Source organism: Niallia sp. NCCP-28, from assembly GCF_023168165.1.
Taxonomy (GTDB): Bacteria; Bacillota; Bacilli; order Bacillales; family Cytobacillaceae; genus Niallia.
In genome coordinates this window covers 620,927-633,449 of sequence record NZ_BQYJ01000003.1, presented here as the reverse complement: position 1 = coordinate 633,449, position 12,523 = coordinate 620,927, and the positions used below count along the sequence as shown (strand labels likewise).

The 12,523-nt window shown below is 35.8% G+C and carries 12 protein-coding genes; 7 read left to right on the top strand and 5 right to left on the bottom strand.

The genetic code is table 11. From position 1 onward, the window contains the following. Positions 1 to 84: 84 nt before the first annotated feature. Entirely contained in the window at positions 85 to 303 is a 219-nt protein-coding gene (locus tag NCCP28_RS12365; RefSeq protein ID WP_248561702.1) for a hypothetical protein, read from the bottom strand. 498 nt (positions 304 to 801) lie between these two features. Here NCCP28_RS12365 and NCCP28_RS12360 point away from each other — a divergent pair, with 498 nt between their 5' ends. The 5 genes from NCCP28_RS12360 (at position 802) to NCCP28_RS12340 (ending at position 6,978) form a co-directional block, all read left to right on the top strand. After that, entirely contained in the window at positions 802 to 1,803 is a 1,002-nt protein-coding gene (locus tag NCCP28_RS12360) for a LacI family DNA-binding transcriptional regulator (RefSeq protein WP_248561701.1), read from the top strand. A 65-nt stretch (positions 1,804 to 1,868) separates the two neighbouring features. Continuing rightward, complete coding sequence (locus NCCP28_RS12355; protein ID WP_248561700.1) at positions 1,869 to 3,173, top strand: ABC transporter substrate-binding protein; 1,305 nt, start codon at positions 1,869 to 1,871, stop codon at positions 3,171 to 3,173. A 383-nt stretch (positions 3,174 to 3,556) separates the two neighbouring features. Next, entirely contained in the window at positions 3,557 to 4,852 is a 1,296-nt protein-coding gene (locus tag NCCP28_RS12350) for a carbohydrate ABC transporter permease (protein WP_248561789.1), read from the top strand. A gap of 18 nt (positions 4,853 to 4,870) precedes the next feature. Further along, on the top strand, positions 4,871 to 5,698 hold the full coding sequence (locus NCCP28_RS12345; protein ID WP_248561699.1) for a carbohydrate ABC transporter permease: 828 nt from the start codon (positions 4,871 to 4,873) through the stop codon (positions 5,696 to 5,698). Positions 5,699 to 5,955: 257 nt separating this feature from the next. Beyond that, positions 5,956 to 6,978, top strand: coding sequence for a DUF3231 family protein (locus tag NCCP28_RS12340; protein WP_248561788.1), 1,023 nt, complete (start codon positions 5,956 to 5,958; stop codon positions 6,976 to 6,978). 329 nt (positions 6,979 to 7,307) lie between these two features. Here NCCP28_RS12340 and pdxR read toward each other — a convergent pair whose 3' ends face one another. Further along, positions 7,308 to 8,747, bottom strand: a complete 1,440-nt coding sequence (pdxR, locus tag NCCP28_RS12335; RefSeq protein WP_248561698.1) for a MocR-like pyridoxine biosynthesis transcription factor PdxR — start codon at positions 8,745 to 8,747, stop codon at positions 7,308 to 7,310. A 536-nt stretch (positions 8,748 to 9,283) separates the two neighbouring features. Beyond that, positions 9,284 to 9,736, bottom strand: coding sequence for a YfmQ family protein (locus NCCP28_RS12330; protein ID WP_248561697.1), 453 nt, complete (start codon positions 9,734 to 9,736; stop codon positions 9,284 to 9,286). Between the two features lie 249 nt (positions 9,737 to 9,985). On the opposite strand from NCCP28_RS12330, the gene NCCP28_RS12325 reads away from it, so the two are divergent. Both NCCP28_RS12325 and NCCP28_RS12320 read left to right on the top strand, forming a co-directional pair. After that, on the top strand, positions 9,986 to 11,140 hold the full coding sequence (locus tag NCCP28_RS12325) for a DUF4062 domain-containing protein (protein ID WP_248561696.1): 1,155 nt from the start codon (positions 9,986 to 9,988) through the stop codon (positions 11,138 to 11,140). Continuing rightward, positions 11,133 to 11,288, top strand: coding sequence for a hypothetical protein (locus tag NCCP28_RS12320; protein WP_248561695.1), 156 nt, complete (start codon positions 11,133 to 11,135; stop codon positions 11,286 to 11,288). Before NCCP28_RS12325 ends, NCCP28_RS12320 begins: the two co-directional genes overlap by 8 nt. Positions 11,289 to 11,412: 124 nt before the next feature. On the opposite strand, the gene NCCP28_RS12315 is transcribed toward NCCP28_RS12320, so the two are convergent. After that, positions 11,413 to 12,063, bottom strand: coding sequence for a FusB/FusC family EF-G-binding protein (locus NCCP28_RS12315; protein ID WP_248561694.1), 651 nt, complete (start codon positions 12,061 to 12,063; stop codon positions 11,413 to 11,415). A gap of 144 nt (positions 12,064 to 12,207) precedes the next feature. Beyond that, positions 12,208 to 12,477 (bottom strand): CD3324 family protein, encoded by a 270-nt coding sequence (locus tag NCCP28_RS12310; protein WP_248561693.1) that lies wholly within the window; start codon positions 12,475 to 12,477, stop codon positions 12,208 to 12,210. Positions 12,478 to 12,523: the final 46 nt, after the last annotated feature.

The window sequence follows — 12,523 nt, the reverse complement described above, 5'->3', positions numbered from 1 at the left end:
AGGCTGTTTTTTATAAAAATTTAAGTAAACATGTAATTATCAGGCTGAATTTTTATTTCATCATCACTTTTTTGACACTTTGGATTATCTTCTTTTCTTTTTGGTATCTTTCAACAAGGGCTGATTTTTTACCACTTTTTCGAAAACAATATGTATATGATATAAATTTTCATGAATTTCCTGTACGCTTACCACTTTTCCTTTGCGCCCTTTTAATTTAATATCCTCTTCCACTGAAGGAATGCTTCTGACCAGTTTACTTGTCACTAATGCTCTATTTTCAAAATATTGAATAACAACCATAATGGTCTCTCCTTGTGATTTCAATTTTACATACTAAAAAACCTGTTCTTTATAAAATATGGATGGAACGTTCTGTTTAGAACGGATGGATACGTGTTTTTATACATTACCTTATTTTTATTGCAGAAATCGTTAAATATCCTGATATTCTATGAAATCTTAAAAAGGACCGATTAAAATAAGCTTCTTGCGGCAATAGCATGACATGCAAAAAAGTACAAAAAGCATTTCTTCATAATAAGTGATTTTGTACTTTTTTTGATATCCAGGTCTTTTTTGTTGACCTATAAGTTGGTATTTGTATCATTCATGTCATAAATTGTTAGAATTTGTCGTTATTATTAAGGTGAAAAATATGAAGAAAACTATTGTAATTTCAGAGTGCATTTATTACAATAATCCATGAAAGCGATTTCATGATATCGTTCTCATAAATCATTTTCAGTCCTTTGTTTTTTATTTGATTAAAGGAGAAGGGAGTGGATAGGGAGAGAATATATGCCAACGATAAAAGATGTTGCGAAACTAGCTGGCTTGTCGCGTGCAACGGTCTCAAGAGTGATTAATAATCATCCATATGTATCGGAAGAGAAAAAGAAATTAGTAAAAGAAGCAATGAAGGCTTTAAACTTTTATCCTAACTCTTCTGCACAAAAGCTCAGAAGTCAAAAAACAGAAACAATTGCTGTATTCGTTCCTTTGTTAACCAACCCTTTTTTTGCTTATCTGCTAGAAGGGATTGACACAGTGGCACATGATTATGGATATCAGCTGCTTGTTTGTCAAACCCGGTACGATAAGGAGAAGGAATTAAATTTTTTCAGTCTCCTAAAAACAAAACAAGTGGATGGGATTATTTTAACCTCTATTGAAAATGTCTGGGAGAACATTAAACACTTTACTGAATGCGGTCCAATCGTTCTCTGTAACGAATCTATTAATGGCGCAAAGATTCCATCTGTGCGATTAGACCAAGAATATGGAGGATATATTGGCACCCGGCACTTAATTAAAAAGGGATACACAAAAATAGCCTATTGCCGTGGATTTAGTCGAGATGAATTTGCCAGTAGAATATCTACTGAACGTGAAGAAGGTTATAAGAGAGCACTTTCGGAATTTGGATTGGAAACTCGGAAAGAATGGTTTTTTGAACATGGTTCGGATATTGACAGCGGAAAAGGAGTATTAAGAAAAATGCTTTCCCAGGACGATCGCCCAAATGCTATTTTTACTGGCAGTGATCAGGTTGCGGCCGGTATTATCATGGAAGCCAAAACATGTGGACTGCGTGTTCCAGAAGATATAGCTGTTATTGGATTTGATGATCAGCCAATTGCGGAAATAACGGTCCCGCCAATCACCACTATTATGCAGCCAATGCAAGAAATAGGAAAACAAGCTGGAAAACTTATGATGGATGTCATTGAAAAAAAAAATCAGGAGGATATGGAGGATATTATTCTTTCATTGCATTTAATCGAAAGGGCTTCCACGTAATCATGATTGTCCATTTTTCAATTACATAAATAGTTACAAGCTATACCAAAAAGAGGGGGAGAAGTATGAAAAAAGTAAATAAAATAAAATACTTAGCAGCAGCGGTATCATTATCCTTGGCTTTAGGTGCTTGTTCAAGCAAAGAGAATTCAGAAACCAGCACAACGGTTAGCGACAAAGGAAAAGATGAAAAGGTAACCATTGTTTATTCCCGTGGGAAAGACCAAACAAAGGGAACGGAAAAAATGGTGGAAGCCTTTGAAAAATCACATCCGAATATTGACATTAAATTTAAAGAAATGCCGAATGATTCTGGACAACAGCATGATGCTTATATTACAGCATTAAATGCAAAGTCTGCTGAAATTGACGTGTTTGATATGGACGTTGTTTGGCCAGCTGAGTTTGCGCAGGCAGATTATGTGATGCCGCTGGATCGTTTTATTCAACAGGATGGCATCGACTTAAATGAATATAATCAAGGTGCGCTTGCAGCAGCACAATTTAACGGCAAGCAATGGGCATTGCCAAAATTTATTGATGCAGGTCTCCTTTATTATCGCACCGATTTAGTAAAAGAAGAAGAGGTCCCTAAAACATGGGATGAACTGATTACAGCAGCCAAAGCAAAAAAAGGGGAAGGTGGCACTAAATTTGGCTATGTGATGCAGGCGAAGCAATATGAAGGGTTAGTATGTAATGCGATTGAATTTGTGGCTGCATATGGCGGCAAATTCATTAATGAAAAAAATGAAGTGGTCATCAATAGTCCTGAAGCAATTAAAGGGCTGAAAAAATTAGTGGAAATAGCTACTTCTGATTTTGTGCCTGGAAATGTCACTACATTTACGGAAGTGGAATCTGATCAAGCGTTTGTAGAAGGACAAACTCCATTTTTGCGCAACTGGCCTTATGAATATGCAAGTGCCAATGATAAAGAGAAGTCCAAAGTTGCAGGTAAAGTTGCAATTGCTCCACTTCCAAAAGGGGATGCAGGAAGTGCAGCAGCACTTGGCGGCTGGATGGCTGGGATTAACAAATATTCTAAACATCCAAAAGAAGCATGGGAGTTCTTAAAGTTCATGGCTGGTGCGGAAGGGCAAAAAATCGATGCGATTTACGGCGGCCATGCCCCTGCTATCACTAAATTATTTGAAGACCAAGAAATCCTGGATGCCAACCCATCTTTCGCTGATAAAAACTTCCAAGAAGGGTTAAATGCTGCTGTTCCACGCCCTGTTGCAGCAAACTATCAAGAAATTTCTGAAATTATTCAAATTCATGTTTCCAAAGCAATCGCTGGGGAAGAAACGGTAGAAGATGCAGTAAAAAACATGGAAAAAGAAATGAATGAAAAATTAGTGAAATAAGGAAAAAGGAATCGTATATGTATTAGTCTTCGCATGAAGACTAATACATATTTTTCCCAACAAAGCAAAGGGAGAAAATCCTAATATGCAGGGTTAAATTGCTTAATCTCTCTACGGGAAAATGGAGCGTTTATGTTTTGCTTACTTTGAGGAGGAAAGCGCAAATACAAAGATGTCCATCTGCAATATTTGCCTACATATAAATTCGCTTTCTTTTTTCTAAGTTTACTCAACCTAAATCGGTTTACCTTATGATTTATTATGCTTCCTTTATCTTTAGTCAAAGTCTAGCAAATTCATCCGTCGAAGACCAGGCATTTTAAGTTTTTTAGATAGGGAGTGAAAAAATGAAAAAAGCTCAAAAATCCGATTCAACCAATGGAATGGCAAAAAAGAAAGCAACAGAAAAAAAAATGGCTTACGCTTTAGTTGCACCGTCGCTTATTTTGATTTTAGTAATCTCTGTTTGGCCGGTGCTGCAATCATTTTATTTTAGTTTGTTTGACCTAAAGTTAAATAGTCCGACAAAATCGGAAACCCATTTATCCTATAGTTTTGACTTAGAACGATACTTGGATAATTACCCATTTTTAGCAAGTGGGATTGACAATGAAATACGGAATGGAAATGCAACAGAGGAACTTGTGGAAATAAAATCTGATCTTCAGGCATTAGACAATAAGCTCCAAAAAAATGCAGATATTCAGAAGAATTATGATCTGGTGAATGATAAGCTTTTAAATATGGAAGAAATTAATCCAGAACAAGGCATTTTAAAGATTGATAAGAAAACTGCAAAAGATATTCAAGAAGCAACACAAGAAATTAATGATGAACTTATGGCAATCAGCAAAAAAACAGAGCTTGCACAAGAGAAAAAAGTAGTTGGTTTATCCTCTGCTATTAATCAAGTTGTTGTAGAACCTACTTTTATCGGTTTAGAGCATTATAAAGAAAATTTTACGGATAAAAGAATGTGGAGTGCATTAGGAAATACAATGACCTTTACAATTATTTCTGTATTTCTCGAGCTCGTTCTTGGACTAGCAATTGCCTTATTAATCAATAAAGCATTTATTGGGCGTGGCCTGATTCGGGCAACGATTTTGATTCCATGGGCAATTCCAACAGCGGTTTCTGCTCTTATGTGGAAATATCTATATGATGGCCAAAACGGAATTGTCGCCATGCTTTTTGAAAAATTTGGGCTTGTGGATAGCATGTCTAACCTGCTTACCACCCAAGGAGGCGCCATGTTTTCTGTTATTTTTGCAGATGTTTGGAAAACAACGCCATATATGGCCCTTCTTCTGCTTGCTGGATTGCAGACTATTCCAGGTTCTCTGTACGAAGCGGCTTCTATTGATGGGGCAACAAAATGGAAACAATTCACCTCCATTACCATGCCACTAATTAAATCCAGTTTGCTTGTGGCATTGTTGTTCCGGACACTGGATGCATTCCGCGTTTTCGATTTAATTTATGTGCTGACAGGGGGAGGACCTGCCAACTCGACAGAAACGATTTCTGTTATGGCATATAAATCGATGTTTAATCAAACAAACTTCGGCGATGGCTCCGCTCTTTCTGTGATTGTATTTATTTGTGTGGCCATTATTTCGATGATTTATATTAAGTTTTTGGGAAGAGATTTATTGGGGGATCAGTCTAAAAAATAAAAAGGGGGGAGAATGTATATGCAAAAAAAGGCCGGATTTTTATTTTATCTATTTTTATTTGTTTTTGTTTTTGTTGTGATGTTTCCATTTTTGTGGATGCTGATTACCTCTATTAAACCAATGACAGAATTGTTTGGGGACAGTTCCTTTACCCCTTATACACAAAACCCAACATTCCAAAACTTTATATCAGTATTCGTGAATTATCCGTTTCTTCGTTATCTTTGGAATAGTTTTGTTGTTTCATCCATTACAACTATTTATACGGTGTTTATTGCTTCTTTTGCAGCATACGCCATTGCTCGTCTGCAATTTAAAGGCAAAACCTTTATTCTAGGACTGGTGCTGTCTGTTTCCATGTTTCCGCAAATTGCAACGATTTCACCTATTTACATTTTTTTGAAAAATCTTGGGTTAACGAATTCCTATTTAGGGCTGATTATTCCTTATACAACGATTACTTTGCCTTTATCCATTTGGATTCTGGTTACGTTCTTCCGAAAAATTCCATTTGACCTGGAAGAAGCTGCCCATATTGATGGAGCTTCTATGCTGCAAACATATTGGAAAGTTATTTTGCCCCTTGCAGCACCAGGGATTTTTACCACTTCTATTCTTGTTTTCATCTCTGCATGGAATGAATTTTTATTTGCCTTAACGATTAATACAGAAGAAAAATTTAAAACAGTGCCGGTTGGCATCGCGATGTTCCAAGGTCAATTTACCATTCCATGGGGAGAAATCGCTGCAGCCACCATTGTTGTCACCATTCCCCTTGTTCTATTGGTGCTTGCTTTTCAGCGCCGGATTGTATCAGGCTTAACAAGCGGTTCTGTAAAAGAATAAAAGGATTTAAAGCAGCATCTGGATAAAAAATACAAAAGAAGCATTTTTCTTTTAGAAAAAATATGAAAAAACTGTGATCAGTCGGCAAAAAGCTTTTTGCCGACTATTTTTAGTTAGAGGATCTTTTAATGGATATAAACTAGGAATATTCATTAGGAGATCATATTAAAAGGGTTTCTTACGGAGAAAATACAAATATAGAATAAATTTTATGTGGAAGAAAAACACTAAAAGATATGAACGAGGGAGATGTTATGTTGAAAACGATTAAGCCAATTAAAGTAGGAACAGCTAAAACAAGCATCCACGAAAAATTAACATCTGCAGAAATAGGAAAACTGTGGGCAACCTACACAGGCAACAGCATGTCAAAATGCATTTTAAGCTATTATCTTCAGCATGTAGAAGATGAAGAGATTAAAACACTGCTAGAAAATGCTTTAAAGCTATGTAAAGAATTCATGAACAGCACAAAAGAAATTTTTGAAAAGGAAGATTTCCCTATTCCAAAAGGATTTGGCAAAGAAGATGTAAATATCGGCGCACCTAGATTATTTGAGGATGCATTTTATGTTCATTACTTGAAATATGCTGCAAAAGCGGGCATAAGCATTTACAGTGTAGCTGTACCCCTTGTATATAGAAAAGATGTAAAAGAGTTTTTTGTCTATGCAATGGAGGCTACGATGGATTTAATGGATCAGATTAAAGAACTGTTGATGAAGAAAGGATTAATCATAAAGCCTCCCATTATTCCCATACCGGATAAAGTGGAATTTGCCCAGCAAGATTTTTTGCATGGTTTTTTGGGACATGTACGTCCTTTGCATGCATTAGAAATTGCTCATTTTTACGATAATATAGAAAATAATGTAACAAGTAAAGCACTCATTATGGCATTTGCCCAAGTCGCAAAGGATGAAAAAATTCGGGAGTTGTTTGTGAGAGGAAGGAATCTTACAGCAACGACTATTGAACATTATATGAAAATGCTAAGCAATGAAAGTTTGCCAGCCCCATCGTTTATTGATGATTTAGTGACAACCGCTTCTTTTGCGCCTTTTTCGGATAAACTGATGCTATTTCATAAGGTAGATATGTTTTCCATGAAGATTAGAGCATTCGGCAATTCCGTTGCAGTAAATGGAAGGCGCGATGTTGGACTGCTTTACGGTAAATCGCTTGTAAAAATCTCCGCATTTATCGAGAGTGCTGCCACCATTATGATTGAAAAAGGATGGATGGAGCAGCCGCCACTTGCAGCAGACAGAAAAGGCTAGATAAAATAAACTAACAATCATCGGGTAGTTTCCCCATCCCCTAATGATTGTTAGTTGAACCCAGCAGATTTGACGGGCTTGTTTCTCCCTACCTAGATTTCTCTTTTTTCTCATCATTCCTAAACGTTTTTTCATTTTATTCAAAAGGCAATAAACTTTTAGAAAAGTGATTTTTAATAAAATATGCTTTTTGTTTTTCTATATATTCCTTAAGTTAGACAGCAAGTCTTCAATAACTAATGCACAATGAAGACAGATATCTTCATTAAAACATGTTGTTTGTTTATTTAAAATTTCTTTTTTTCATTTAACACTCAAATCCAATCAGATTATCTCTTGCTGCTTTTGCGGATTGCATTTGCCAATCGTTTTACGCCTATATGTATTTGCTCAGCATTGACTCGTCCATATGTCAGCCGTATATAGCCCTTTTTGGTTCCAAGAGTTAGGCTTGGCGTATAGATGACACCTTCTTTAATTGCTTGTTCCAGCAATTCAAAATCATCTATGTCTTTTTTGATATGACACCAAAAATGGATTCCCCCTTTAGGAAGATAATAGTCTATCTCTTCTTGTAAATATTCCTGCAAACTATTGGCCATGACATCTCTTTGTTTTTTTAATTCTGTCTTCAGCATTTGAATATGCACATCAAAATAATCGGAACGTAAAAACTCGTTGCCTAACCATTGGGAGATGGTGGAATGGCCAAAATCAAACTGCTGTTTTGCATCCGCAAGTCTTTCAATAACAGGAGTAGGTCCTATAATCCAGCCAATTCTGAATCCGGATGCAGCAATTTTCGTCAGCGAACTGACATATAAAACATTTCCATTCTTATCTAATGATTTTAATGTGGATGCATTTTCTTCTGTAAAGGAAATAAGGCTGTATGGATCGTCCTCTATAATCGGGATGCCAAATTCAGAAGAAATATCTAATATTTTTTTTCGCTGATAGTGAGACAATAATGTTCCTGTTGGATTTTGAAAAATCGGATTAAGAAAAATCATTTTAATTTGATGCTTTTTATGTAACTCAATCAAATCTTCTGGATTCATCCCATTTCTGCCAACTGAAAGACGGAAAACCTTCAGTCCTGCTGATTTAAATATCGGCAAACTATAATGATAGGATGGATCCTCTATCACAACAGCGTCACCTGGCTTCAGTAAACATTCGATAATCAAATGAATAGCTTGCTGTGCTCCGGAAGTAATTAAAATAGAAGCTGGCTGTGTTATGATGTGTTTATATTTTTTGACGTGCCTGGCAATTGTTGTGCGCAGATCGATATTGCCTTGCGGATGATCATAGCCTAAGTTGCCGGTAAATTCATTTGTTCTAATCATTTCGCGAATATAGTCTTCTGGCATCAATTCCTTCGATAGTTCTCCACTGGCAAAATTAATAAGATGTTTCTCTTCTGATTCTTTTCGTATGCGCTGCACAACAGGCATATTAGGCTGAAAAGAGCCTCTTTCAATATAACGATTCCAGCTGGGAATTCTTTTTTTTGCAAGCCCCCAAATATCTTTGCTGATTATTGTCCCGCTGCCTTTTTTTCTTTCTATTAATCCGTTTGCTTCCAACTCCGAATAGGCTGCAACAATCGTGCTGCGATTTAATCCATATTGTTCTGCTAATTTTCTTTCGGAAGGCAGCGGCTTGTCAATTGGAAACGTGCCGTCTGCAATTCCTTGTTCAATATATTCTGCAATCTGCTTATACACCGCTTTTTTGCTTGTTTTATCTGGCTTCCATTCCATGACTGAACGACACCTTTCGTATGTTGCTTGTTTTGACTAAACGACGGTATAGACGATAGAAAAGCTTATACATCAATAATTAAATTAATTATCCTTTTATTTAATCTTTATTTTGCAGGAAAATTATATAATAATATCATCTTTTATGAAACTAAAGATTTAGACTTGTTTCATACAATAAAAAAGGAGGATACATAAGATGTCATAGAAAGAAAGAGATAAAATGAATCAGGCTTTGAAAAAACTTGTAGTTCCCTTAAAAAAGGAACAAAAATTTAATTCTAATAAATAAAATTTTAAAAAAGAGGCATAATCCTCTTTCAGACTGTAGACAAACGAAAGAAAGGCACGGTTCTTAATAAATAGAATCGTGCCTTTTAATATATTTACCAATATCTCATGTGTTGTCCTATACATTCTGGATAGGTGGAGTGGTGTAAACAGGTGAAATTATTAGAAAAAATAATGACTTTATTTGTTTAGATTGTAAATGCATAAATAGAGTGAGATATATATTATATTTCTATTTTCTAAATTTATACTAAATCGCCTGCTGTTACCATTGCTTGTTTTTGAAGATGGTCAGAACGCAAGCTGTATGCCACTGTTTTTTTCTTGTGCTGTTTGACTACATCGATGCGATTATGGTAGCTGTAAAGGGATATCTTAAGCGTTTGTCTGCCTCTTTTTGCATAAATCACTAGAGGGATGCCGCCGTTTTCTGGCTCTAAATACTTTTTTTCATTATATCCTGCTATGATGGTATAGCGCTCCAATACGGTAGCATTATTAAACCAGTCAATAACTTGTCTTTTTTCTTTATTTTCCAGAATTTTTCCCGCTTTTGTTATTGTGGCATTTTTTTCATCTAACTTTGAATGCATTTCAAATTTTTTGATAAGCCATTCCACCACACCGGTTGGCAGACAGGTCATTAATACTTTGATTATGCAGATAAGAAGTGTCACAAGCAAAACAGTCCATGTCATTATCATCATCTCCAGTTCCTTTTTAACGCTTGCTAATGATCTTTCTTTTATCATAATAAATTTTAAAAAAAATCAACCATCCAATTTCAAGTTAATTTCACCATCCACTTTAGAAGGTTTCTTCTATAAGTTTAGCCATTTTTGGGCATGGCAAAAGGGAAAGCGTTTATTTATAAATAAAATAAGAACGAATGTTCCTTTTGTGTTATAATAAAAGAAAAACCACTGAATAAGGGGGAGGAACTATTCGTGGATCGCACTACTATTTTCATTAGCTCTGTTGCTCAAGATTCCCTTACAGCAATAAGAAACTCTGTATTTGAAGAAGTGAAAAGAATTGGTCATGAACCGATCCGATTTGAAGATACTATGAGATACATACATGAAGATTCCATTCAGACTTGTTTAGAATATGTATCAAAAAGTGATGTTTTTCTGCTGTTTATTGCTGATAAAGCTGGCACATTGGTAGCCGATGAAGGAAAAACAGTGACGCACCTTGAATTTTTGCGCGCCTATCATGAAAACAAGCGATTGATTGTGTATGTTTTTGATCATGTGCTCGATATGTATTTCCAGCAAATTCGTTCTCCGATCAAAAAGGCAGCAGATGCCTTTTTCCGCACATATGGAAAAGAACCAGATTCTCTGGTCGATTTGATCAAGGAATGTGCAGATAAACAAGCGGCGGCAATTGATCCATATGTTTGGTATTTTCTGTATGATGCAGAACAAAAAGGCGTTTATTTTGAACGATGCTCTATTGGCACAGAAGTGGTATCCAATATTACCGCTTATTTGTCTTCTTTATTTAAGGAAAGTCTTCAATATTTAAATATTCGTTCGGAAATCGAACAGAGTCTGGAATATGTTCATGTGTTTGGCGATTATTATGAAAAATCCCTTGAATTAATCAGCTTATTTCATAAAGGGAAAATTTCCAATTGGCGAACTTTTTTAGCAATTTTGCGTTCGCAAATGAATGGATTTGATATCTTATCGCTGCGCACCAAATATCAGCAGGAATCCGTTGGGGCGGTTATGGAAGCGAATGCAGTAACTGTATATGAAAAAATCCATGATCAAATGATCTGCAAAGAATATGATGGCATCACTACACCCGAGAACTTTTCTTTAGAAGATTTGTCTTCTTATGTTGTGCAAACTTACCTTGATAATGAAAATAATGAAAAGCTTTATTATTCTCTTGAAAAAAAGACTTGTTATTTTTTATTTAAGGCAGGCTCTTATGTTTTTTGTTTTCATCTCCCTTTATTGGGGGTATGGGATCAATATAAACTTCAGTCTTACCAAGAACATATCTTTAGTGCTATACTGGAATCAAAGGGATACACGTATTGTTATCTTATTAAAACATTGTTTGGAGGTCTGCTACATGAATAATAAAGAAAATGTTATTTTGATTGCCTCCGCTCCAGAAGGGTATGGAAAAAAGGTTGTAACAAACCGATTGAAGCAGATGAAGCGGGATCGCGCAAATTTACAAAATAAACTCGCAAATATCAAACATGCATCGCGGTATGTCAAATAATAAAGGGCAAAAATCCACTTTCCCTATGTAAAGTGGATTTTTGCCCTTTATTGCTACAGCATGAAAGAAAAAACGCTTCGTCGCATCTCTAACACACGGGGCTCTTTTTTTGGTTAGGTACAATTTATATTCCCAGTGAATCGTACAAAAAGCTTTCTAAATAGTCGACACTAGTTATTTTTTGATTGCATTCGCTGCTGTCAGCGCAGATAAGATTGCCGATGGCTTTGTAATAATCAGGATTTTTTGTTTTTTTTGCTTTGGTTATGGTGGAAAAATAGGCAACCTCGCCAAAACAATTGCAGATCGAACAAAAATTAGATTTGCTGGCCGGTGTCACTTTCCCTTCCATTCCAACCATTTTTCCTTCCAGCTCATAGACGATAAATTTTTTATTGGCTCTTAAATCGTTCCATCCTAAATAAGTGAAAGGACTTTGGGTCAGTGCTGATAAATCAGGCAGCTTTAATTTTTTATTTTTGGGAAACATTTTTTTCAGCTGCTGCTCTGTGATAGATGGAAAAGGCAGTACCAAGGCGGAAATATGCTGAATGTATTGCTCGTACTCCTCATCTGTTTTCAGGTTGGAAAGATCCAGTATATTTATTTGCTCTGATGAGGCATAGGAAAAGAGGTCCAAGATTTTGGCATTGGCCAAATCAATCGTCGCATCCAAAACAGTAGGGGGTACATGCTTTTTGGCGCTGTCTTTAATCAAAGCAATTTGTTTTTTTATAAAATTGAACTGTTCATTTTTAATGAATGTTTCGGTCATTATTTATCTCTCCTATTTTTATATTGCTGTCCCCCTATTTTAAAAAATGCCATAAACTTTTAAAAGAGAGAAAATGATTTAGAAATGTTTTTTACCTAAAACGAAAACAGCACAGATAAAAAATTTTTCACCCATGCTGTTTTTCTATTTTTTATGGGAATACACGATTTTTTTGATGGTTTCAGTGGAGAGATAATACTCCGCAGCGAGCTGCTGGATGTTGCTGCCACGAATAAAAGCATCTTTAATTTCACGGTTGCGGCGATCAAGCATCTGCCTTCCGCCGCTTGCAGATCCCCATTTTTGATGTTTAGTTTCCTGCTTCGGAATATAAAGGGTTTCCCCTTGAATATACTTTTGGATTTCTAAGATCAGCTTTTCAGGTAAAACTTTTTTTGCGTTCATATATTTCAATTTCGCCCGCTCCTTATTTGGATTTTGAATAAATAAGGTGCAAAGC